At 40.2% G+C, this 25822-nt stretch carries 19 protein-coding genes; 1 reads left to right on the forward strand and 18 read right to left on the reverse strand.

The features are described from left to right. Positions 1-51: 51 nt before the first annotated feature. Positions 52-813 carry a tRNA (cytosine(32)/uridine(32)-2'-O)-methyltransferase TrmJ gene (gene trmJ / locus H4J59_RS13695; RefSeq protein ID WP_182190763.1) on the reverse strand — a complete coding sequence of 254 codons (762 nt, stop codon included), beginning with the start codon at positions 811-813 and terminating at the stop codon, positions 52-54. A 417-nt stretch (positions 814-1230) separates the two neighbouring features. Here trmJ and suhB point away from each other — a divergent pair, with 417 nt between their 5' ends. Beyond that, positions 1231-2034 carry an inositol-1-monophosphatase gene (gene suhB / locus H4J59_RS13700; protein ID WP_182240234.1) on the forward strand — a complete coding sequence of 268 codons (804 nt, stop codon included), beginning with the start codon at positions 1231-1233 and terminating at the stop codon, positions 2032-2034. Positions 2035-2577: 543 nt separating this feature from the next. Here suhB and hppD read toward each other — a convergent pair. From hppD to H4J59_RS13785, 17 genes are all read right to left on the reverse strand, one after another. After that, positions 2578-3636 carry a 4-hydroxyphenylpyruvate dioxygenase gene (gene hppD / locus H4J59_RS13705; protein ID WP_182240236.1) on the reverse strand — a complete coding sequence of 353 codons (1059 nt, stop codon included), beginning with the start codon at positions 3634-3636 and terminating at the stop codon, positions 2578-2580. A gap of 485 nt (positions 3637-4121) precedes the next feature. Continuing rightward, complete coding sequence (locus H4J59_RS13710; protein ID WP_182240238.1) at positions 4122-5936, reverse strand: DEAD/DEAH box helicase; 1815 nt, start codon at positions 5934-5936, stop codon at positions 4122-4124. Positions 5937-6290: 354 nt separating this feature from the next. After that, entirely contained in the window at positions 6291-7109 is an 819-nt protein-coding gene (locus tag H4J59_RS13715; protein ID WP_182240240.1) for a hypothetical protein, read from the reverse strand. A gap of 181 nt (positions 7110-7290) precedes the next feature. Further along, positions 7291-8784, reverse strand: a complete 1494-nt coding sequence (locus H4J59_RS13720) for an NADH-quinone oxidoreductase subunit N (RefSeq protein WP_182240242.1) — start codon at positions 8782-8784, stop codon at positions 7291-7293. A 2-nt stretch (positions 8785-8786) separates the two neighbouring features. Beyond that, a complete protein-coding gene (locus H4J59_RS13725; protein WP_182240244.1) occupies positions 8787-10229 on the reverse strand; it encodes a NuoM family protein in 1443 nt (480 codons plus the stop codon). Then, complete coding sequence (gene nuoL, locus H4J59_RS13730) at positions 10226-12130, reverse strand: NADH-quinone oxidoreductase subunit L (protein WP_182240246.1); 1905 nt, start codon at positions 12128-12130, stop codon at positions 10226-10228. The genes H4J59_RS13725 and nuoL overlap by 4 nt, the downstream gene beginning before the upstream one ends. Continuing rightward, positions 12130-12438 carry an NADH-quinone oxidoreductase subunit NuoK gene (gene nuoK, locus H4J59_RS13735; RefSeq protein ID WP_182240248.1) on the reverse strand — a complete coding sequence of 103 codons (309 nt, stop codon included), beginning with the start codon at positions 12436-12438 and terminating at the stop codon, positions 12130-12132. The genes nuoL and nuoK overlap by 1 nt, the downstream gene beginning before the upstream one ends. Beyond that, complete coding sequence (nuoJ, locus tag H4J59_RS13740; RefSeq protein ID WP_220469826.1) at positions 12435-12965, reverse strand: NADH-quinone oxidoreductase subunit J; 531 nt, start codon at positions 12963-12965, stop codon at positions 12435-12437. Before nuoJ ends, nuoK begins: the two co-directional genes overlap by 4 nt. Before the next feature lie 54 nt (positions 12966-13019). Continuing rightward, positions 13020-13535: an NADH-quinone oxidoreductase subunit NuoI gene (nuoI, locus tag H4J59_RS13745; RefSeq protein ID WP_182138316.1), complete on the reverse strand. Its 516-nt coding sequence runs from the start codon at positions 13533-13535 to the stop codon at positions 13020-13022. A 57-nt stretch (positions 13536-13592) separates the two neighbouring features. Continuing rightward, positions 13593-14567 carry an NADH-quinone oxidoreductase subunit NuoH gene (gene nuoH / locus H4J59_RS13750; protein ID WP_310733195.1) on the reverse strand — a complete coding sequence of 325 codons (975 nt, stop codon included), beginning with the start codon at positions 14565-14567 and terminating at the stop codon, positions 13593-13595. Continuing rightward, entirely contained in the window at positions 14557-17610 is a 3054-nt protein-coding gene (nuoG, locus tag H4J59_RS13755; RefSeq protein ID WP_182240250.1) for an NADH-quinone oxidoreductase subunit NuoG, read from the reverse strand. The genes nuoH and nuoG overlap by 11 nt, the downstream gene beginning before the upstream one ends. A gap of 1 nt (position 17611) precedes the next feature. Next, positions 17612-19027, reverse strand: a complete 1416-nt coding sequence (gene nuoF / locus H4J59_RS13760) for an NADH-quinone oxidoreductase subunit NuoF (RefSeq protein WP_182240252.1) — start codon at positions 19025-19027, stop codon at positions 17612-17614. Beyond that, on the reverse strand, positions 19020-19544 hold the full coding sequence (gene nuoE / locus H4J59_RS13765; RefSeq protein WP_182240254.1) for an NADH-quinone oxidoreductase subunit NuoE: 525 nt from the start codon (positions 19542-19544) through the stop codon (positions 19020-19022). Before nuoE ends, nuoF begins: the two co-directional genes overlap by 8 nt. Before the next feature lie 114 nt (positions 19545-19658). Beyond that, positions 19659-21458, reverse strand: coding sequence for an NADH-quinone oxidoreductase subunit C/D (gene nuoC, locus H4J59_RS13770; RefSeq protein ID WP_220469827.1), 1800 nt, complete (start codon positions 21456-21458; stop codon positions 19659-19661). A gap of 97 nt (positions 21459-21555) precedes the next feature. Continuing rightward, positions 21556-22146 (reverse strand): NuoB/complex I 20 kDa subunit family protein, encoded by a 591-nt coding sequence (locus H4J59_RS13775; RefSeq protein WP_404852026.1) that lies wholly within the window; start codon positions 22144-22146, stop codon positions 21556-21558. Between the two features lie 47 nt (positions 22147-22193). Further along, positions 22194-22697 (reverse strand): NADH-quinone oxidoreductase subunit A, encoded by a 504-nt coding sequence (gene ndhC / locus H4J59_RS13780; protein WP_310733196.1) that lies wholly within the window; start codon positions 22695-22697, stop codon positions 22194-22196. 657 nt (positions 22698-23354) lie between these two features. Then, positions 23355-25745, reverse strand: a complete 2391-nt coding sequence (locus H4J59_RS13785; protein WP_182240258.1) for an ATP-binding protein — start codon at positions 25743-25745, stop codon at positions 23355-23357. Between the last annotated feature and the right edge of the window lie 77 nt (positions 25746-25822).

The following is a 25822-nucleotide window of genomic DNA, read 5'->3' on the forward strand; positions in this document are numbered from 1 at the left end:
ATGCTGTAATCAGAGTTAGTCACTGAGTTAAGTGACTAACTAACGCTATAATTAATCTTTATTTTTTTCAGTATTAGAGGCTTTTGCAGCGCGTTCAACTGAGGCTAAAATACCACGCATCATTTTCAATTCTTTTACATCGGGCCGTGCGCGGTTAAACAAACGGCGCAGCTTAGTCATCACTAAACCTGGGTGACTTGGCATAATAAAGCCCGTTGCTTTTAGTGCATTTTCAAAATGTTGATAAAAGCGTTCTGTTTCCTCAGCAAGCGGATATTCTTCACTTTCACTCAAGGTAAAGGCTTGTTGTTGATGGATTAGGAAGCTTGTACGCACTTCATAACTTAAGGTTTGTACTGCCATAGCCAAATTCAATGAGCTATATTCTGGATTTGCTGGAATTTGCACATGAAAGTTACATAACTGAAGTTCTTCATTCGTTAAGCCACTACTCTCACGGCCAAATACTAATGCCACTGGATATTCTTGTGCTTCTGTGATCAGTTTTTCGCCACAACCTCTAGGCTCTAGCATGGGCCAAGGTAACGTGCGCGACCGAGCACTTGTACCAACCACTAAACCACAATCTTTAATGGCTTCTTCGAGTGTTGCCACTACTCTGGCATTTTTTAAGACATCGGTTGCGCCAGCAGCTAAAGCCTGTGCTTGACCATTGGGCATTTCAATAGGATCAACTAAAATGAGATCAGTTAAGCCCATTGTTTTCATGGCGCGAGCGGCTGAGCCGATATTACGACAATCTGAGGTATTAACAAGAACGATACGAACCTTACTTAATAAAGAATCTGACATTATCTACACTTATCTTAAATTCGAGGGTAATAATTAGTTAACATAACTGTAATTAGCTAACAACATTACCTATCTAGACGGCTAAAATTTCGGATAATGTTAACACAGAACATTATCCTTGTACTGAGAAAAAATCACGGCTTTTATATTAGTTTTATAGTGTTTATCAATATGGCCTAGCTCTTTTGTCTATAAGGTGAAGAAAATACGGTAAGTTTTATCTTATTCGTTATAACTTTATCTAACCTAACTGATATCAGTTCATTAATGATAAATAAGAGTGTCGCAAAGTAATAATTAGTTTGCTATAATTCGCGCGCTTAATTTTGGGGCTTTATTACAGTATGGCTTTCAACATTAACCTCGTTCTTTTACATAGCTGTTTATGACATTTTACAACAAATAGGGTAGTCGATAATGCATCCGATGCTAAATATTGCCGTGCGCTCTGCGCGTGCTGCGGGCAAAGTAATTTTGCGCGCTTTTGAACAAGTAGATAAGATTGAAATTGAATCTAAGGGTACTAACGATATCGTTACTAATGTTGACATAAGTGCTGAACTAGCTATTGTTGAAACAATTCAAAAATCTTACCCTAACCACACTATTATTGGTGAAGAGTGTGGTTTAATTGAAGGTAAGGACAACGACTATCAGTGGATTATTGACCCGCTTGACGGCACCGCAAACTTTGTTAAAGGTATTCCACACTTTGCTGTGTCAATTGCTTTAAAAGTGAAAGGGAAATTAGATCAATCAGTTATCTATGACCCAATCCGTGGTGAGCTATTTACCGCAAGTCGCGGTAAAGGTGCACAATTAAACGGCTTTAGAATCCGCGTAAAACAATCTAAAGAACTTAATGGTTCTATTTTAGCGACCGGCTTCCCTTTTAAACATAAGCAACACACAGATGCCTATTTACAAATGTTTAAAACACTCTTTGGTAAAACATCTGATATGCGTCATGCCGGCTGTGTCGCTCTAGATTTAGCTTACGTGGCTGCTGGACGTGTTGACGGTTACTTTGAAATTGGTTTGAAACCTTGGAATAGCGCCGCAGGTGAATTAATGGTCATTGAAGCAGGTGGTTTAGTAACTGACTTTGTTGGTGGCCATAATCACGGTAATTCAGGCAATATTGTCGCAAGTAGCCCACGCTTAGCAAAAGAAATTTTAAAAGATATTCGACCTCATTTAGGTAATGCCTTAAATAAGTAATCAAACACTTAGATTAAACATTACGACTAAAAGCGCCTATTGGCGCTTTTTTTTTACCTGCAAAATATAATTTACCGCATGTATATATCTAGCTCTACAATTTCAGTTATACCAATTTCATTAATTAGGTGGTCTACTTTATACGTAGGAGAAATGGCCAAATATAAGGCATTTATTTTAATAACTAGTTGTTCTAATTATTAAATAAATAACGCAGTAGTGGGTTGTTTTAGCCAGTAATGAGTGCTGCCCTAAAAATAATGACTCTTTCATATCAACAGGTACTTTCATGGATGAATTCAGCTCATTAGACTAATGTAGGAGCCATTATAGAGTAACTCTAACAACGCCTAGACACCGATGGCAAAAAACAGCTTTGTGGCTGTAATATCGCCAACACGGATGTTGGTACTTAGCTTATCTTGGGTACAAATAACCCATGCCAGCATTAGTACACTCATGTACTAATGCCAAGAACGGCCTGAACATAAAAAAGCCAGCAAATGCTGGCTTTTTAGATAAATTATAGCGCTATAAATTAGCTTAAAGCACGCCACGTTCTATCTGGTTAAGTTCGATTGACTTGAATAAAGCGGTGAAGTTACCTTCGCCAAAACCTTGGTCATCAACACGTTGGATCATTTCAATAAAAATAGGTCCAAAAATATTCTTAGTGAATATCTGTAACAAGTATGAATTTTCGTTTTGGCTATCGACTAATACCTGATGATCACGAATGCGCTGGTGATCTTCTTTTACCCAAGGAATACGATCAAACACATCATCATAATATTCAGGTACGATATTTAAGGTATCAATGATGTTTTTATCTAATTGATCTAAAGAGCCCAATAAATCATCTGAAATAAAAGCTAAGTGTTGTACACCTGGACCATTATACTCATTTAAATATTCATCTATTTGGTTATTGCTGGTACCTTTCCCTTCATTAATAGGAATGCAGAAAGTGCCACAAGGCGATTGTAAAGCGTATGAAACCAAAGCCGATTTTGCCCCTTTAATATCAAAGTAGCGAATATCAGTAAAACCAAAGATGTTTTTATAAAAATTAGCCCAATGCTCCATTGTGCCTTGGTAAACGTTATTAGTTAAATGATCAACGGCTTTAAAACCTTTATCTTTTACTAATACGGGTTCAGCAATATCTTCGAAATCATCTTTATATATTGAGCCTTTAGCGCCAAATTTCTCAATGAAGTAAATTAAGCTATCACCAATACCAAAAATAGCGGGGTAAGGTAATTTATTATCAACGTCTTGCGCTGACTTTGCACCACGAACAACGGCTTGTTCAAAGGCAAACTCGGCATCTTCTACTCGCCAACCCATTGAACAAATTGCTGGACCGTGGCTTTTAGCAAACTCTTTAGAAAAACCCGCTTGTTCATGATTTAATAAAAAATGAATATCGTTCTGATTAAAATAATCGATATCACGGCCTTTGAATTTTTTTGTTTTTGAAAAGCCAAAACCATAAAACGCATTTTCCATAAAGTCAGAATCTGGTGACGCATATTCAATAAATTCAATACCTCGTAAATTAAGTGGGTTTGTTAATTCTGTCTTTGTTAATTCTGTCATAGTTGTTTCTCTCATTGTAGCAATGAAGCGATTATCACCGCGAATTCACCGCAGAGGAAGTGAATGAAAAAACTGACATTTTTTGAGGCGTAAATCTATTTTTACGTGCAAAACAGATGATTTGTTAGTGATGGGGATCTAAGCTATAGCTAGCAACACCCACAGATGTAACTATATATTTACAGTCAATTTAAGGCTCAACAATTTGTTCAGTTAACCGTCAAAAAGTCTTAAAGAAATTAAGCTACTCTTTATAGCAATCTCACTAATTTTCTGATCATTTCACCTGATCAAAACAACCCACTACTGCGTTATTTATTTAATAAATAAATGCCTGTATTTGGCTGTTTTACCTGCCGATAAAGTAGACCCAATAATTAATGAAACTGCTATTAAGAGATCCCCTGCTTGAGCTGAATTCTACAGGCAAAAAAAACGCCAATTCTAGTGAAGAATTAGCGCTTTAAGCATGCTATTTAAATAAACTAGCTGCTAGTATGTTGCTCTTTACGTGGACGCTCAGACGATGCTGCAGGTGTCTGAGTATCAGAAACCGTAATCTCTAATGCTTGACGACGAACACGAACACGCTTTAATTGCGTAAATGACTTGTCAGGCATACCTTTAGGTAATTGCACATAACTATGTTTGTCGTGTAAGTTAATTGCGCCAATGTAGCTGCTGTCTAATGAAATTTCATTAGCAATAGCACCAACGATATCACCAGGACGTGCACCGTGCTCTTTACCTACTTCTAGACGGTAAGTCTGCCAATCGACATCTGAACGTGCAACTTTCGCTTTACGAGGAGCGCGTTCTGGACGGTTCTCATTACGACTATCACCACGGGCTTCACTGCGACCGCCACGGGCTTCATTACGACCGCCACGGCTGTCATTACGAGCACCACGACTTTCACCACCTTTGCTGTCACGATCATTTCTTTCACGTGCATCACGACGAGGCTTTGGATCTTCTTTAGGCTGTAGAGGCTGCTTTAACTGTTTGTGATAAAGTAACGCTGCCGCTAAATCTGTCATTGAAAGTTCTGACTCACTCGCCATAGTTTCAATAATTTCGCGCATTGCGGTTAATTCTTTATCAGCAACAATACTCGCTAACTCAGTAGAAGTGCGCTCAATACGTGCTTTACCTATTTCTTGAATATTAGGTAAGTCGTACATAGCAATTGTGCCAGAGGTTAAACGTTCATAATGACGTAAAGAATACATTTCACGTGGGCGAACAAATGAAATTGCTGTACCACTACGTCCTGCACGGCCGGTACGACCAATACGGTGAACATAAGCTTCGTTGTCACCCGGTAAATCATAGTTAATAACTAATGAAAGACGAGGAATATCAAGACCACGAGCCACAACATCAGTTGCTACAAGAATTGATGACACACCTGATTTAAGTTGGTCAACAGTACGTTCACGCTGTGCTTGGTTCATGTCACCGTTTAAGGCAACAGAAGCATAACCTGCACGTTCTAATTTTTCAGCAACGTCAATAGTATCATTACGAGTACGTACAAAAATTAGCATCGCATCGTATTCAACAGTTTCAGCAATACGCTCCAAAGCTGTCATTTTGTTAATGCCGCTAACTTTCCATGCATATTGAGTAATATTGGCTTTTTCTTTTTTCACTGCCGCAATTTTAATATGCTCAGGATTTTTCAAAAAGCGATTCGCTACTTTGCGAATTTGCGCTGGCATAGTTGCAGAAAACAATGCCATTTGTGTTTCTTTTGGTAAATGCTCAAGGATCCACTCAATGTCTTCTAAAAAGCCCATGTTTAACATTTCATCAGCTTCATCAAGCACACAAAATGATAAGTTATCTAGTTTAAGGCTCTTACGACGTAAGTGATCCATCAAACGACCAGGGGTACCAACAACAACTTGTGCACCACGTTCTAGTTGTTGAAATTGTGGCTGGTACGATTGACCACCATATAAAGTAGCAACACGTAAACCTTTCATGTGTTGTGCAAATGTTTCAATTGCTTCTGCTACTTGAATCGCTAACTCACGCGTTGGCGCTAAAACCATTAATTGTGGTTTACGAATAGTGACATCAATTTTTGCTAGTGCAGGCAAACCAAATGCAGCCGTTTTACCGGTACCTGTTTGCGCTTCACCAAGGACGTCTTTACCAGCAAGTAAAGGGGGAATTGTTTGCGCTTGAATTGCAGTAGATGATTCAAAACCTAGTGCTTTTACAGCAGATACTAAGTTTTCAGGCAAACCAAGGGCGTCAAAGCCTACAGAGGCGTTGTTAAGATCAGTCATATAATTTTTGTCTTCTCATGGTAGAAACTGGCTATGCGCCAAAATTCCTACGTACATATACGAGGAAACCACCAGGAAGACTTAAGGCACATTCATACGTTAACGTTGAAAGGTTAACTGGGCAAGTCTATGGGCGGATATACCCCACTCATTTTAAACTTCTGTAATTCGCTAAGTTTCACTTGGAAACTTTTTTGATTGACGATTACAGAGGCGCGCATTATACAGATACAGTTAATTTATACAAGCTATAATGTGTGTTAAACGCTATTAAACATTAAAAACAGCTTAAAACATCTATAATAGACACTCCAAACTGTTCTGTACGAAAATCGATCACTTAAGTGCTCTCAGTTAACTATCGATTTCAAAGCCACCTTTTACCTTTATCACACGTAAGCCACCTGAACCACTTTCAAGTATTTTTAAACCGCCAGCTTGCTCTACATCAATATCGCCGGAGCCATCATCAATAGTTATTATGCCATCTATTTTTCTCAGGGTTAAGTCACCTGAGCCATCTTCAAAAACAGCATTACCTGAGACACCTTTTACATAAATGCTACCCGAGCCATCGTCAATATCAAGATTGCCATTAAGGTCATTAATCTCTATTTCTCCAGAGCCATCAACAATAGTTACATTGCCAATTACCTGACTAATATAAAGGTCACCTGAACCATCGTTAACATGAAGATCATTGTGAATGCCTTTTATAGTCAGTTCACCTGAACCGTCCTTCACTGCAACTGCGCCATTAATATTGCTGATGTTTATAGCGCCAGAGCCATCATCAACTTTCAACATTAGGTGGCTTGGTATCGTTACTTTAATATCAATATGTGGAGAATCACCCTGCCAAAAACCACTAGTGCTAATTTTAGCCACTAAAGTCGCACTTTTGCCTGACTGAGTTAAGGTTAATTGATAGTCATCTGCATCACGATCTTCTGCATATATATCAGCAACCACAGTAATTTCTGTCACATGTTCAGATCCCGAAATAACCAAAGAGCCCGCACCTGCTTCGACATTTAATGTGGTGAGCATTTGGGCATCAATCATTAGTTCTTGTTGGCTATGGTAATTAGCATGAGAAGGGCTTGCTAGAACAATGCAACCACTTAAAAAGGTTGCACCTGATATAAAAAGTAATACTTGAGCTAATTTCATTGGTCTATTTCCTGGTAAACTATCGATTATTTTAATTGTATGCACCATACAATCAAAAATCGCGCCAAAAAATAAAAGACAATACTATTAGTAATTTAAGAATAAGTATTCTTATATAGATACTCAGAGTTGATATGTTTTGGTTAAAATAACAATTAATTAGCGAATTCGTAATTAATAACTAAGAACTGATAAGTTGATTAATCACCTCAGGAAAAATGCCAAAGATCAAGCCTGATGTAATGAAGCTATAGACTAATACCATTTCTATAACATGATTTCTGACTTCATTAGTTTTGCCGTTAACTGCAGGCGCATCGGCAAAAATTTTAAAGATCATTGGCAGATAGTAAGCTAAACCAATACCACTACCAATAATAAGCATCGTAATTAACCACCATGCATGGGCAATGGTGGCTTGGCTTAAAATATAAAACTTACCAATAAAGCCCATAGTTAGAGGAATACCCGCTAAGCTCAACAAGCCTAGTATCATCAGCACCGCATAACTCGGTGCTCGCCAAAATAAGCCTTGTAAATCGTTCAGTGAAATATCTTCTTGATAAGAAAGACGGGTGTTTTGCTGTTGAATTAAGGCAATAACGATAAAAATGGACAGGTTGGCGACGGTATAAGCCGCTAAATAAAACAAGCTACTTTGCCAAGTAAACGCCAAGCTTTGCTCAGAAGTAACAATGACTACAATCAGTAGATAACCCATATGGGCGATCGATGAATAAGCTAGCAAGCGCTTCAAGTTTTGCTGCTTAAGCGCCATTACATTGCCCAGTAACATTGAAATTACGGCGAATGACATCAAAAACATTTGAAAATTTTCTAATAATAAATATCGCTGAGCGATAATGCATTTAAGAAAAACCACGAACATAGCGACTTTCGAAATAGTTGCCATCAATAGCGTAACTGGTGTTGGTGCACCTTGATAAACATCAGGTGTCCAGAAGTGAAAAGGCGCGATTGATAATTTAAAGGCAATACCAGAAACAAATAACAATAGCCCTAACTGAAAAAAAAATCCTAAGCCTTGCTGATGATATATTTCGCTGGGTATCGCGCCATTAAAACTCAAATTACCGGTAACGCTATAAATAAAAGCGATGCCTAACAACATAAAACTCGAGGCTGTGGCACTTAATACTAAGTATTTAAAACCACTCTCCACGCTATACTTACTTTCACGATGATATCCTACCAAGCCAACTAAACTAATGCTTAACAGCTCAAAGCCCAAAAATAAGCTAGCAAAATGGTCGCTAGTAACCAAAATCCCCGCCCCTAGTACCATGAGCAATAATAATAAGTAATACTCGTCGTGCACTTCTATATGGACTTTTAGGAAACTATGGCTCATGCGTAAAACCACCATGGCTGAAATCAGTATCAAACTAAAAGCAAAAATACTGTAACCGTCAACTTTTAACAGCTGTGTAACTTGGGTTGCTTGGCTTGCTTGAGTTGATAGCAAACTCACATTGGCTATCAATGAAACGAAAAGTATAAAAAAGGTAAATAGTACAATGGTGCGTTGCGATCTTTTCCAAGCCACCAATAACAAGGCTAATGTTACGCCAAAGGCAATAATCAGTTGCGGTAAAATTGCACCTGCCATAGCCGTGGTTAGCAATGATTGAGTGTTATTTGCTATAGATATCATCACTAGACTCCAAATGAGAATTTAAGCAATAGCCTTGGATATAAACCAATGGCTAATAGCATCAATAATAATGAGCCACAAATAATCAGCTCCCTAGGCTGTAGATCAATGATGTCTTGTGTTGGCGTACCTTGAAAACTTGATTGAAACAGCACCATGCCATAAATAGCTGAGCCAATAAGCCCAAGAGCAGCAATAATGGCAAATTCAGGCAAGACTTGAAAAACACCCACTAGACTGAAAAATTCACCGATAAAATTAGCTAAACCCGGTAAACCAAAAGCAGCACCCGCAAAGGCCAAAGCAAATCCCCCCATACGAGGTGCACTTTGCCAAAAGCCGCCCATATCGGCCAAATCTCGACTATGAATACGTTGATAAATCATGCCTGCGAGCGCGAATAAAGCAGCGCTACTCAGACCATGCGCAACCATAGTCACAATAGCCCCTTGATAAGCCGCACTATTAAAAGCAAAAAGTGCCAACATGACAAAGCCCATATGGCTAATACTGCTATAAGCCACTAAACGTTTAAAATCTTGTTGGGCAAAAGCCATTTTCGCACCATACACAATACTTACCACCGCCAATGTCGCTGCAATAGGGGCAAATTGCGTACTGGCTTGTGGGAACAAAAAAATAACAAAACGAATTAAGCCATAAGCGCCCGTTTTTAATAATACGCCGGCAAGTAATACGCTGCCCGCTGTTGGCGCTTGGGTATGCGCGTCAGGTAGCCAAGTGTGCAAAGGCACAGAAGGTAACTTAACCGCAAAAGCAATAAAAAAACCTAACATTAAATATTGACTCATGGACAGCGGTATATCCAACATCAACCAATCTAGGTAATAAAAACTTAACTGCCCCGTTTGTAATAAATGAAAATAGCCAGTGGCAATAATAGCCACTAGCATCAATAAACTACTCACTTGGGTAAAAATGAAAAATTTTAACGCAGCAAAATGTCTTTTTTCATGGCCCCAAATAGCAATAATAGCGGTCATCGGCAGTAACATAACTTCCCAAAAAAAGAAGAAAAGAAACATATCAACCGCAACAAAAACCCCAATAATGCCCGCAATAGTTAACAGTAAATTAAAATAGTAAAAACCAACATGGTGCTTAATTTCATGCCAAGAAACTAACACACAAATAATCGCTAACAGCCAGGTCAGCGCTATTAATACAATACTCAACTGATCAAGGGCTATACTATATTGAATATTAAAGGTTTGAATCCAATTTACTCGGCTCAATACCTGTAACTGCGCAAAGTCATTATTGTGATTAATAGCGTAGTCGATAACAAAGACCGCAAAAACTGTGGCTAATAACGCTAAGCTAATTAGCGCTAGCCATTTAGCACTACCTTGCCAGTATGTTTCACCTCGCCAAGCCAATGCACCCGCAATAACTAATGCCAGCATAATTAAAGTTACTGTCATAAGAAACTCACTCCTAATAGCAAGATTATCGCTAGTCCAAAAGCCGCTAAATACCAGCGTAAACTACCATTTTGCACCAGAATCAAGCTATCGTGCCATAACCCAACATACCAAGCATTGAGCATAATAATTTGGTCAAAAATATCGCGTTTATTTACTTGGGCAAGCCACTGATAAGGCTTAACTAACAGCGCATTATAAAAAGCATCAAAACCTAATCCTTGACGACAGAACAGCACAAATTTACCTTCACTCGCCTCAATATGATGCTCAGTACCTTTAAGCGGCGAAAGACGATAATTTTTGAAATAAAACCAAGAAAATAGTATGCCGACAAATGGCGTTATTATGGCAAGGCTATGTAACCAAGTAGGCTCAATCAACTGTACTAAAGGTCTTTGAATAGCCGCTGAAAACACCAAGGTAAGATCAAGCGGAATAAGCCCACCAAATAAAGATAACAAGGCCAAAATAATCAATGCACTGCGCAGCAATACATTTTTTTCAGCCTGGGGTTTTTCACTGCAGCGTTCCGTACCCAGAAAAGCGAGAAAAAATAACCGACAACTATAAATACTGGTTAATAACGCCCCTAAAATAGCGCACCACCATAACATCGGCCCTGCCGTATTGGACGACCAAAGCTGGGCAATAATCGCTTCTTTAGAGAAAAAACCAGAAGTACCAGGTAGCGCCATTAAACAAATTAAACCCACCACAAATAAACTCGTTTCAAAAGGTAGCTGCTTCCATAAACCGCCCATTTTGAAAAGATTTTGTTGATGATGTAACGCATAAATAACCGCACCTGCCGTTAAGAACAGCAGCGCTTTAAAAAAAGCATGCGTCATTAAATGAAAAACGCCAGCAGACCACGCACCCGCTCCAAGCGCCAGCATCATATAACCAATTTGGCTCATGGTTGAATAGGCTAGAACTCGTTTAATATCAGTTTGCGCGAGTGCAGCAACGCCGGCGAGTAATAAGGTCAGTGCACCCAACCAAGCGACATAATTCATTACTTCAGGTGCTAATAAAAAAATGCCATGCATACGGGCAATTAAATACACCCCGGCCGTGACCATAGTCGCAGCATGTATTAGGGCGCTCACTGGCGTTGGCCCTGCCATAGCATCAGGTAGCCAAGTTTGCAGTGGCAATTGTGCTGATTTACCCACAGCGCCGCCAAGCAATAATAAGGCAATCCAATAAATATTTTTGGCTTGCTCTGCACTAGAAACAGAATTAGGGTCAGTAACCATATTGGCTTGTTGAGCTAGTGTTGTTACCGCGGCTATATTTAATTCGCCAAAGGTATTAAACATTAACAGCAAGCCTATCGCCATCGAGGTATCACCGATACGGGTAACAATAAAAGCTTTACGCGCAGCTAAAACATTGTTTTTTTCTTGATACCAAAAGCCAATCAATAAAAAGCTACATAAACCCACACCTTCCCAGCCCAAATATAGCAGCACTAAATTATCCGCTAAGACCAATATCAACATAGCGACAATAAATAGGTTCATATACGCCATAAAACGTGAGAAATTAGCATCAGCTTTCATGTAAATAGCAGCAAATAAATGAATAAGAAAACCCACACCGCTAACAACACTGATCATAACAGCGGATAAGCCATCAAGGTAAAAGCGCACGTTAACTTCACCCGTTCCCATTTGATTAGATAAATCAAACCAATGCCAAAGATTGACACTTAGCACTTGGTTTTGGCTAATGGATAATTCAAACAATAATATCGCGCTAACTAATACCGTTAGTGCCATGCTACTGACACTAACGGTAGCCGCAAGCCGCCATGACAGTCTTTTGCCAAAAGCAATTAACACGAGGAAGCTCACTAAGGGATAAAAAGGTAAACTCGCTAATAGCACTATCATTACCCCTTCATCTGATTTAACAAATCAATATCTAAAGAGTTATATTTTTTTTGCATACGGATTAATAACGCTAACCCTACGGCAACCTCGGCAGCGGCAAGCGTTAAAATTAAAATAAACATCACCTGCCCATCCGCTTGTTGCCAAACACTGCCTGCACCGATAAAGGCAACGCCAACAGCATTTAGCATAATTTCTAAGCTCATCAAGATAAATAACGTGTTTTTTCTTGCCACCACACCAACAAAGCCAATGGCAAATAATAGACTTGATAAAATAAGCACATGAAACAAGGGAATAGTGGTCATAATGACCCCCCAGTAACATCAGGTTTTGCATAATGATAACCAGCGAGTAAACCTGATAAAAGCAGAAATGAAGCAATTTCAACAGCAAGTAAATAAGGGCCATACAACATAATTCCCACCGTTTTTGAATTAATAACCGTGGCTTGTAAGTTTTGCTGCATATCGGCATTATTGATAATAACGATAATTTCTACTAACAGCGCAAGCGCCAACAAGATCGCGCCCAGCATATTAGCTAAACCTGTATTTTTAGGTGCGTTTGTTGTTTCATCTTTACCTAAGCCAAACATCAGTACAGCAAAAACAAACAATACTAAGATTGCACCTGCATAAACAATCACTTCTAAGCCAGCAGCAAAGGGTGCTCCCATTAAATAAAAGCAAACCGCAACAGCTAATAACGACACCACTAAATACAACAAAGCGTGCACGGTATTATGACCAGTAACCACCTTTAAACTAGCAATAACAGCGACCAAACCAGCAAGATAAAATAAGCTTTCAATTGAGGTTAAATTAGCTAACATTTTCTCTCTCCTTAGCGCTATCTTTAGCTTTATGTAACATAAAGAGTTCGCAACTCATGGCATTAATCCTTTAATATCAATGGGTGGCCTTTCCTGCTCCGCTTGTCCCTTGCCTTTACCTGCAATCGCAATACCTGATTGTTGATAAAAACTATAATCTGGATATTTACCTGGACCATTAATCAGTAGGTGCTGTTTTTCATAGACTAAGTTTTGCCTATCGTATTCTGCCAATTCCACATCAGGGGTTAACTGAATGGCATAGGTCGGACAAGCTTCTTCACAAAAACCGCATAAAATACAACGTGAAAAATTAATACGAAAAAAATCAGCACGTTTACGGCCATCGTCATCAACCACTTGTTGCAAGGCAATACAATCAACCGGACAAGCCACCGCACAAAGGTTACAGGCAACGCAGCGCTCTTCGCCATCAGGGTCTCGGGTCAGCACAATGCGACCTCGGTATCTGGGTGCTAAATAAGGTTTTTCTTCTGGATACTGGACCGTATCGGCTTTGGTAAATGTGTGTTTAAGCACTAACCAAATGGTTCGAAGTTGACTAAACATTATCGCCCCCGTTTGCCTTAAAAGTAACCGCATAAGTTTGCCGATAATTAATCATAGTTATAGCACTCCCGTTAAGCGCAATACTGCGGTGACCAAAAGGTTTAATAACGCTAAAGGCAACATAACGACCCAGCCAAACTTGAGTAGTTGGTCAAAACGTGGTCGTGGCAGCGATGTTCTAAGAAGAATAAAAAACATCACAAAAAGCATGATTTTAATAATAAACCACAGTAGCGGAGGCAACCATGAAGCAAGCGGCTCTGGCATTAACCAACCGCCAAAAAACAGCACCACTGACATGGCTGATATTAAGGTGACGCTTAAATACTCACCGAGAAAAAACAAGGCAAATTTCAGCCCAGAATATTCGGTATGAAAACCCGCAGTGAGTTCAGTTTCAGCTTCTGGCAAATCAAAAGGCAGTCGGTGACTTTCAGCAATACCAGCCACTAAGAAAATAAAAAAGCCAACAAATTGTGATTGAATAAGCCAGCCATCGGCTTGTGCCAACACGATTTCACGCAAATTAAAGCTACCGGTTAGTAGCACCACGCCCATGACAGACAAGCCCATAAACACTTCATAGCTAACAGTTTGAGCCGCCGCTCTCATGGCACCTAACAGCGCATACTTAGAGTTTGACGCCCAACCCGCCAACACCACGCTGTAAACAGCGAGCGAAGCCATAGCGAGAAAAAATAGTAAGCCAATGTTTAAATCAGAAACGCCAATGCTTGGAGAAAACGGGACTACAGCGAAACTCATTAAGACGCACATAGCACCAATCACGGGTGCTAGCACAAAGACTAAACGATCACTAAAAGGCGGGATCCAATCTTCTTTACCCAGAATTTTCAATAAATCTGCCAATGATTGTAAAACACCAAATGGCCCAACACGATTTGGACCACAACGGTCTTGCCAGATACCTATCATTCGGCGCTCAACCCATACCAACATCGCGGCTATAGGGATAAGCAAGGCGATAATAGTGGTTATTTCAAATAGTTTCCAAAGCATGTCAGCCATCATTCAACCCTCCTGAGAACAGTCGAATTGGAATGGTTTGATCCTTTATTTTCAAGCTCTCAAGTATGTTTTCTTTACTTTTTTTCGCCGCTATTAACGCATCATTAAATTGAGCAAGGTAATCAGCAATTTCTTGCTCACACGCTAAAGATATTGTCATTTCTAGTTGATGGTGCAACGACTGACAGAGGGCGAAGTTGCCAAAAACTAAAGTGTCAGGCAAATCATTAACAATAAAAATTTGACTGATGACAGTTTGACTAACCAATAGCATTTTTTCGTTTGTCGCTGAAAAAATAATTTTACCCCATTGGCCTGTTGTAACCTCGGCTTGCTGAGCTGTCTTAGCATTAATATAGATTCGATTACTTTGTCGCAACATTTGAAATTCAGCGGTGAGCGATGCTTGCCACTCACTGAAATAAACATTTTTTTGTTGAACATAAGTTAAGTGATTAGCCGTTTTATTTTTAGCTATCGTACTGTCATCAGCATCACTTTCAAAAGTACTATTTTTAATAGTCTTAGTTAATCGCCAGTAAGGGTTGTTGGCTAATGCGCTTGATAGTGGGATAAATACCGCGGCTATTGCCTTCAATAAAGCACCATTAATGTCTGTTTGAAATTGGCCAATCGCATGATTTGAATTCCACCCTGGCGCCCAAGTAAAGGGCATATCGCTACCTTGTCCAGCAGCTTTACCTTCCATTGAAAAAGTAAAGTTATCATCAATTTTTTGGGTGGTTTTTGCTTCATGTACCGTGATATTAGCCATTTGAGCTGTTCGGCCACTGGCTCGGTGACTCATTCTAGCAATGGCTTTTTGCTGGCTCTTATCACGCTGTGTTTTATCTCCCTCTTTTGTTATTAACTTTGGCCATTGAGCATAAGTATCAATAAAAAATTGATGCAACTGAGTCAGTGATTCATAAGGAGTTTTTTTAGCCACAACTTGAGTATAGTCATTTGACTCAAGGTCACCTGCGCCTGAGGCTTTACGGGTAACTTTTATACCGACAATATCGGCAATATTATCTAACCAACGCCAGCTTTCTTGTATGGGCAGAACAGGAGGATGCACTTGAAAAAACTGTTGGGCTCGGCCTTGGTAATTAACATAATGACCATCTCCTTCGCTAACCGCCGCAACAGGTAAAACAATATCGGCGATACTTGAAAGCCGGTGTGCTGAATGATCTAGCACAATCAGGGTTTGCACAGATTTTCGTAACTGCGTGATTTGAACAGCTGAGAGATTTGCTAGTTCTTGCTCGAGTAGAATCAATCCTTGATAGCTTTTATCTGGGTCATTAAGCTCTGCTAAAACTTGCTCAATAGACAAGGATTTTTCATCTAAGATTGATAATAACCCAACACTATTACTGCACGGCGGCACAATAATTAACCCTGGCGCTATCAGCTTATTTTGCGCTTTAAACGTCAACATTAAATTGGCAATATTACTCAGTACTTTGGCACAAACACCACTGGTACCTGAAATAAACAATGGCTTAGTGGCTTTACGCAAGGCTTTATAAACTGAAGCAATAAAGTCTTGTTCAGTGACGCTCAACTGATCTTGCTCAGCTAAGTGCTTAACGGCTTGTGCTAAAACTTGGTCATGGTTAATCGTTTGATCATTGCCCCGTTGTAAAAGCTTTTCCAGTGTCGCTAAACATTTTGATATTTGCTCTACAGGTAAAAGTAATGCTTGCTGACAAACATCATCGAGTTTAGTACTGGTACTTTGCAGGGAAAATAACGGTGACAGTAACTTACCGCCAATGGTTCGCACCGCGCTGTCTTGCCATGATGCAATACCTATTTTTTCGGCTTTAGTCTTAGCGGCATTACGCAATGCTTGACGCACCGACAAGGCCATTCTTGGCGCAGTTTGGCTAATATCTTCAGCAATAATAAAAACAAAGTCACTGTCTTCAATCTCAGCAAGGCTGGGTGCTTTGTTTGAGGTCAGTAATTGCGCATGTTGTGCCGCCACTTTCATTTCTTCATCGTTATAGCCAGGGCTAAATTGCTCAGCGCCGACAATATTTTTTAAATAAAAGTTCGCTTCTAATGAGGTACGAGCAGAGCCAATACCGAGAAATTGTTTTTTTCTAAAATGCGAGAAAGCTTTAGCAACATCTAATCTAGTTAAGGCTACAGGTGACTGCTGCGCAATACCTTTAGCTTGTCTGATACGCTGTTCGCCATTAACAAAGCCGATACCATAACGACCGCGGTCACAGATGAAATAGCCATTAATATCAGCATTATAGCGATTCATCACCCGACGTACCGAACCATAGCGTTCGCCAATACTTAGGTTACAACCCACAGAGCAATGACTACAAACCGACGGGGCAGATTGCAAATCCCATTTACGGGTATAGTGCGATGAGAAAACTTTATTGGTGAACACGCCGGTTGGGCAAACTTCCACTAAGTTACCGCTAAATTCACTTTCCAAAGCACCCTCGGACTGGCGACCAAAGTACACTTGGTTTTTTGAACCATAAACCCCAAAGTCCTTACCGCCCGCATAATCATTATAAAAACGCGTACAGCGATAACAGGTAATACAACGGTTCATTTCGTGGCCAACCAATTCGCCTAAATATTGATTGGTGAATGTGCGTTTTGTGCCTTGATATTCTCGTACACTGTGGCCGGTCATTACCGTCATATCTTGTAAATGGCACTCGCCCCCCTCAGCACAAACAGGACAATCATGAGGATGATTAGTCATCATCGCGGCAATAACTTGTTCGCGAAACTCACTAGCCGCTTTATTTTTGATACTAATGCGCATACCGTCAGTAACTGGCGTAATACAAGCCATAACAATGCGGCCCTGTTGATCCACTTGATCTTGAAACTGCGTAACAGCGCACTGACGACAAGCGCCAACCGAGCCCATAGCCGGATGCCAACAGAAATAAGGTAAATTTAATTTTTGTGATAACACCCCAGCCAGCAAATTGTCTTCAGTGCTGAGCTGGTAAGGCATGTCATCAATGAAAATAGTGACTTTCTTTTCACTCATGTTATTGCCCTACCTTTGTTGACTGAGGTGACTGAGGTGATTTAACTGACTGATGTTTTTTAATATTTGTCACTTGAGCTTGAGATATCTTAGTGCGTTTAGCGCTCATTGATGGATTATAATGACAACAGCCATGTTCAATATGCTGCAAAAAATCATCATGAAAATATTTTAAAGCGCTTCTTAGCGGCTCTACGGCTCCCGGAGCCAAGGCGCAATGGGTTTTACCTATCCACATAAAATCACAGAGCTTAGCTAAGGTGTCTAAATCTTCTATTTTTCCTTGGCCATGCTCAATACGTGTTAACACTTCAACAGCCCAAGGCGTGCCATCTCGACAAGGCGTGCACCAACCACAAGACTCTTGGGCAAAAAAGCGCATCAAATTTAATACCATAGCCACAGGACAGTTTTTATCATCTAAAACAATCAAGCCACCCGTGCCTAAACGACTACCCACTTTAGCGATGGAGTCAAAATCCATTGGCGTATCTAAATGCTCTGCCACTAGAAAATCAGTCGATGCACCACCCGGTAGTAGCCCTCTAAATTTCAAGCCATCTTGCATACCACCTGCATAGTCATATAACACCTCCCCCAAGGTTGGCCCCATAGGAAGTTCCCACAAGCCCGAATTTTTCACCCGCCCACAAGCACTGTAAATTTTACTACCGGCATCACTGTTAGGAGAAATAGCCTGAAACCATGCAATACCATTTTTTAAAATGTGCGGTAAATTACATAAGGTCTCAACATTATTGACTATGGTAGGTTTGCCAAATAAACCACTGACTTGCGGAAATGGCGGCTTGGCTCTAGGGATTGCTCGCTTACCTTCCAGCGCATTTATCAAGGCGGTTTCTTCGCCACAAATATAGCGACCAGCACTACAATGGATGTATAAATCCATTGAATATGAGCTGCCTTGAATTTTTTCACCGAGCCAATTATTTTGGTACGCTTGGTCAATGGCATCTTGTAAGCGCTTTGCCGCTAAGTAATATTCACCGCGCAGAAAAATATAAGCTTTGTTCGCGCCTATGGTGTAAGCCGCGATAATCATAGCTTCAACTAACTGGTGTGGCACACCTTCAAGTAAAAACCTATCTTTAAATGTCCCAGGCTCCATTTCATCGGCATTGGCGACTAAATATTTATTATCCGGCGCCTCTTCATCACCATCAGTAAACATAGGCACAAAACTCCATTTCATACCCGTAGGGAAACCAGCACCTCCACGCCCTTTTAAACCTGAGTTTTTAACGATCTCTAATACGTCGTTTGGCGAATGTTCTAGCGCTACTTTTGCTCCTTGATAACCACCCGCTTGGCAATATGCATCAAATGACAACGGTTGCTGTAGATTTACCCATTGGGTTAACGGCTTGATGTTATTATTAGATATCGACTCAGCCATTTACTTCTCCCTTAGCCGCAAGCTGTTGTAAAATATCAACAGCGCTTTCTGGGCTTAAGTGCTGATAATGCTCGATGCCAATCATCATCGCGGGCGCTTTATCACAACCGCCTAAGCAAGCATTCGAAAGTAGCGTGAATTTGCCATCAGTTGTTGTTTGGCCATAATCGATGTTTAAGTACTGTTTAATCGCGACAAGCACTGAGCCTGCGCCAGTTAAATGACAAGCGATGCTGTCACACAAGTGGATAACATTTTGACCAACAGGTTGTCGGTAAATTAAATTATAGAAAGTCGCCACACCCTCTAGTTGGGCAACGGGAATAGCTAACAAGTCACTAATGGCAAATAAGCTTTCATCACTGATCCAACCACGATGTGCTTGCACCACTTTAAGTGCTTCAATACCAGCAGCTTCGCGCGTTTCCATAATACTCGCCTCATGCTCAATTGCAGCAATTTCAGTTGCTGTTAAATAATGTTGATAATCAATTATTGTGGTGTTGATTGTTTCCATCACTATCTCTTTATTAACGAGTATTTGTTGTCAAAAAAGCTGAAATTCTTGGTATTACTCACTTAGCTATATTTTTTAATATTGAATTTACTGCTATTAAACAAACTTAAAAATTTATCGGTCAACATCTGCCATCACGTAATCAACACTGCCCAGTGTCGCAATAAGATCAGCCACCATTTGTCCTTTGCTAATTAATGGCAACATTTGTAGATGGGGAAAGCTCGGTGTGCGGATACGGGTGCGATAACTCATGGTGCTACCATCACTAATAAGGTGATAGGCCATAATGCCTTTCGTTGCTTCAACGCTGATAGACACTTCACCTGCGGGGATCACAGGCCCCCATGAAACATTGAGAAAATGCGGTATTAAGGTATCAATATCACGCATGGTGCGATCTTTTAATGGTGGCGTAGTTTGCGGATGTTCAGCTTTATACGGCCCTTCAGGCATATTGTTAAGGCACTGTTTAATAATGCGAATACTCTGGCGCATTTCCTCTATACGCACCCGACAACGATCATAGCAATCACCCTTGTGGCCAAGCGGTACTTCAAAATCAAATTGATCATAACCACCATAAGGCCGCTGCTTGCGTAAATCCCATGAAAAACCGGTTGCCCTTAATCCTGGGCCCGTTACGCCCCAGTCGATAGCTTCTTGTGTAGAATAAGCGCCAATGCCGACAGTACGTTGCTTTAAAATTGAATTTTGCATGACCATTTTTTCATATTCATCAAGGCGTTTAGGTAGATAATTAACGTAATCGCGCACTAAACTATCCCAACCTTTAGGTAAGTCTTGTGCAACACCGCCAATGCGGAACCAACTCGGATGCATGCGGGCGCCGGTAAAGGCTTCAATAATGCCAAAGAGCTTTTCTCGGTCGATAAACATATAAAATATAGGTGAAAGTGCGCCAAGATCTTGCGCGAAGGTGCCATAAAACAGCAAGTGACTAAGAATACGAAACATTTCTGCGGTCATAATACGAATAACTTTCGCGCGATCTGGCACGGTAATGCCCGCCAGTTTTTCAACCGCCATTACATAGGGAAAGTTATTCATTACGCCGCCAAGGTAATCAATGCGGTCGGTATAAGGAATATAACTGTGCCAAGATTGTCGCTCGCCCATTTTTTCAGCACCGCGGTGGTGATAACCGATATCGGGCACACAGTCGACTATTTCTTCGCCTTCCATTTGCAACACAATACGAAAGGCACCATGAACACTCGGATGATTGGGCCCAAGGTTTAGGAACATAAAATCGCTATCTTTACTTTGTCGTTTCATGCCCCAAGCTTCAGGGTTAAATTGTAGCGCTGCTTGTTCTTTATCTTGTTGATAAGGAGGAAGCGTGAACGGGTCCATTTCAGTTGCACGCGCAGGATGAGTTTTAAGTAACGGGTGTCCTTGCCAGGTATCTGGCATTAAAATTCGGCTTAAATGCGGATGGTTTTCAAAAACAATACCGAACATATCCCACACTTCTCGTTCGTACCAATTGGCATTAGGCCATAAACTACAAACACTCTCTAAGGTTTTATCTTTGGTGTTCAGGGCAACTTTAATGCGAATATCTTGGTTACGCTGATATGAGCGTAAATGGTAGCTGACCGTAAAGGCTTGTGATAATAATGATTGGTGCTCTCGCTCGCTTTCATCGATAGCGGTAAGATCAAAACACATATCAAATGGCTGAGCTAATTCTTGCTTTAACACTTGCATCAATTTCATTAACTGGTTTTTTTCTAACCAATAGGAAGGAATATCGTCCACAATGTTTTCGACAGCACTGACTGGCTGTAAATTAAGCTTAGGTGAAAGGGCAATAATTTCATCAAGTAAAGGCACAGCTTGCAGCATCTGCCAATCATTACTCGCTTTCATATCTACTTGTATTGCCATTAACTTCCCTTCACTCTCGCCATTTTTATTATTAGTCTGCTTTATTGTGTTTTCACTTTATTAAAACTTCATTTATTAAAAGAAGGTAAACGCCCGCTTAAATGTGATCGGGCGAATCTAAATTCGTCACTTGAATACGCTCTTCGTGCTTAATGTCTCGCAATGACGGCTTACCAATTTCACTGACTTGCTGTTCACCGACCGCCCAACTTAGCGGTCGTGGCTGATGTTGAATTTTAGTTTGCAACAGCAATAAGGCTTCAAGTAAAGCTTCTGGCCTTGGCGGACATCCCGGCACATAGACATCAACCGGAATAAACTTATCAACCCCTTGCACAACACTATAGATGTCGTACATACCTCCAGAGTTAGCGCAAGATCCCATGGAGATAATCCAACGAGGTTCTAATAATTGTTCATAAAGGTGTTGAATTACGGGCGCCATTTTTCGAAAGCAAGTGCCTGAAATCACCATTAAATCAGCTTGTCTTGGGGTTGCACGAATCACTTCAGCGCCAAAGCGGGCAATGTCATGTCGCGAGGTAAAGCTCGTTGCCATTTCGACATAACAACAACTTAAACCAAAATTAAATGGCCAGATGGAATTTTTTCGCCCCCAGTTCACCATGTCATCAAGCCTAGCAAACAGAACGCTGCGCTTTAATTCTGCTTCAGAAACACCTTTCATTTCCCCCATGGCATCATCTAATTTTGCTTTCGTCAGTGACCATTCCATTATTGCTGTCCTTTATTTTTTTCAAAAAGAGTTTGATCAAAAATAGTTTTATCAAAAAGGCTTTGCTCAACGGGCTGGTTTTCAACTTGTTGCAAACCAGCCCGTTGTGTTGCTCTAAAAGGTTGATGGCGTCGAGTTAACTCTAAGGCGCCAATGCGAATTAAATAAATTAATGCCACCAGTAATACCGTAATAAAAATACTGGCTTCGATAAAACCAGGCCAACCCACCTCATCAAAAGCAATAACCCAAGCAAAAAGATAAATGGTTTCTACATCAAAAATGACAAAAAAAATGGCATATAAAAAGAAGTGATTGGTAAAGCGGGTTTTATTGTCAGAGACAGAAACAATGCCGGATTCATAAGGGGTGTTCTTCGCTCGCTGTTTACCTTTGGGGCCAAGAAAATGGGATAGCAGCATCATCAGAACGAGCATAGCAGCCAAAATAATAAAGTAAGCCGCAATGGGCCATACTTGTGTCATTTGATCAGATGTTTCCACAAAGCCTCCATTGATAACCTAATGCGTGATGATGCCAAATATCATTGGCAAACAATTCATTAAACTACAAATCGACAAACAGCAAACTCATCGATATCTACTTATAATGCATCAATAAGATACTTATCAGCAGCTTGGTAATCGCATTAAGCCATTAAAAAAATGTCAATGTTAGTTAGTTAAATTAGATTTCAGTGTTACTAAAATTCATTACACATTAACAACTAAGTAGATGGGACAGAAAAAGTGTCTGTTCGGTAGGTTAAATACCTGACCTTATCTTATAGGGAGCTCACCATTACTGATTCATAACGCTAACTCGCTGCATTTACTTTTTATTGTTGTTATCCGCTGTCGCTAACATTCTCTCTTCATAAATCCTACTGAGATAGCACCTATAATTAAGCGTAAATGAACAATATTTCCATCATTAACTTCTGCTAGTGTGCTTGGCAAAATGTTAGTTGAAAAATATTGTTGATAATAACAGTATAGAAAAGAATTCAAGAAATGCTTGTTTTTTAAGCGAACATTAACATTTAAACATTTTAGCGGGCGTAAAAAGCAATAAACACGGCGCTTGCCGTGTTTATTGCTAGAGGAGGTTTTTTGCTTAATTATTCAAGCTAGTTTATCTTTTAAACTTATAGTTAAAATTTATTCTTCAGCGCCATTAATTAGCTCTGAAAACGCTGACAGTTTATCTAGCACCATACCATGTATTGATTTTCTTGGATAACGGCCAGTACGCGTGATTGCTCCAGCGGGTTGCGCCATTAAAATCTCGATCGCTTGATCTATATTATCAACCGCATAAATGGCAAACTGTCCATCGGCCACTGCCTGTATCACCTCAGGTGCCAACATCAAATTAATGGTATTGGTTTTAGGTATAATAACACCTTGTTCGCCCGTTAAGCCTTTGTCCTTGCAGAGACGATAAAAACCTTCTATTTTCTCATTAACGCCGCCAATAGATTGCACTTCGCCATGTTGATTCATCGACCCTGTTATCGCGAAACCTTGATTTATGGGTAACTTAGCGATAGCGGAAATTAACACACAAAGTTCGGCCATTGACGCACTGTCACCATCAATATGGCCATAAGATTGCTCAATGGCAATATTAGCAGAAATAGTCACTGGAAATTTCTGCCCATACTTGTGGCCCAAATAACCAGTTAAAATCAACACACCTTTTGAGTGAATAGATTTACCTAAATCGACTTCACGCTCAATATCTGTCACCCCTTGGCTACCAGCATATACGGTCGCGGTTATACGAGCCGGTGTACCAAAAACACTATCACCAATCTCTAACACGGTTAGACCATTAATTTTACCTACTTGCCCACCTTCGGTATCAATAAGTAACTGACGCTCTTTAATTTCCTCTAACCAAGCTTCACTCATGCGGCCGGTACGTCGTTGTTTTGCCGCCAATGCCATGGTGATATGTTTACCGCACAAGTCATTTTTGCCATCTGATCGCTGCCATAAATAAAAAGCTTCGTCTAATAAGTCATTAACCTCCACTATATTGGCTGATATTTTTTGCTGGTGCTCTGCGCGCCTGAGCGCATATTTAACTAACTCAAATACCGCTTCATCTGTCACTTGTGGATAATGGTTACGATGGGCACGCTGGCGAATTAAACTGGCGTAATCATTTAAGTTACTTTGATTTTTTTCTAAATGACGATCAAAGTCTGCCAAAACCCGAAATAACTCGGTAAACTCTTGATCATAATCTTGTAAGGTATAGTAAATTTCAGGGTCGCCCAGTAAAATCACTTTAACATTTAACGGGATTTTTTCTGGTTGCAAACTAAATGCACCCGGTTGTGCATATTCTAAATGCGGATTTTCGATAGTAATTTGCTGCGTTTTTAGCGCTAGCTTTAAACGCGCCCAAACTAAAGGTTGGGTCAAGAGTTTATCCGCTTCAAGTAGTATATAACCGCCATTGGCTTTATGCAGCGCTCCGGGTCTTATTAAACGGTAACTGGTGTAACTGCTGCCTTGAAAACTACCAAAATCAACATGGCCAAACAGGTTTTGAAAGGTCGGATTCTGTTCATAAATAACCGGCGCACCTTCATTGGCTTTTCGGGTCACCAGTAAGTTAGGTAAAAAACGTTCCACCATGAGTTTACGCATGTCTTTGTCATTAGGCGCCTCGTTACTTTCATCGACCAGTAACTCTAAAACAGCATCAACAACGTGCGCTTTAACTTTAGCTAAATATTTCTGTACGCCAGTATTACTCGCGAATTCTGTCTCTAATTCTTTCAAAAAAGGTTGAATACTTTGTGCCGCAGTTTCATGTTTTAACTTACGTAATTTGTCGGAAGAAATTCGTTTCCATTGCGGTAATTCAATTAATTTTTCAGAAAGTAAATCTTCTAATTTGGCCAACAGAATATAAAAATCAGCACGTTTTGGTTCATTAAGTTCCGCAAACTCTTTATCATTAAGTCGCTTACCTTCAACTAATGGTGAAAAGCCAATTTCACCATTTTCTTCGAACAACACCACGTCGTCTTTTAATGCAGCTTCTTCAACCTCAGTAATCGCTTGGTCATATTTTTTATTAAAGTCGCGATCGATGGCCGCTTTCTGCCTTTGATAGCCCAGGTTATCAAAAATCTCTGGAAACAAATCCATTAACTCATCAATAAAGGTATTCATACGTGTAAGTAATTGCTTACCATCACCGGGGCTAACATAAAGGCTATATGGCGAATTTGGGTCATCAAAATTATTGATATAACACCATTCATCAGGTGTGGGTTCTTGACTTGCTGTCGCGGCTAACATTTGCTTGATTAGGGTTTGACGCCCAGTACCATGCTCACCCATGGCGTAAACATTAAAACCAGGTGCATCCATTGACAAGCCAAAAGTTAGTGCTTCTTTCGCTCTTTCATGGCCAATAAATACTTGTTCAATTTCTGAGGTCGATGTGGCATTAGCAAATTGTTTAACCGTTAGGTCTGCGGTTAACTGGCAAGGTTTAAGACGTGTATTTGTTGACACATTTGTCATAGAAGATCTCTCGGGAGTGCGATTTTAATATCAGGTGAAATAAATACGGCTACAGTAGGCCCAGTGTACAGCGACAC

Origin of the sequence: Colwellia sp. MB02u-10, from assembly GCF_014077185.1 — a bacterium.
GTDB lineage: Bacteria > Pseudomonadota > Gammaproteobacteria > Enterobacterales > Alteromonadaceae > Cognaticolwellia.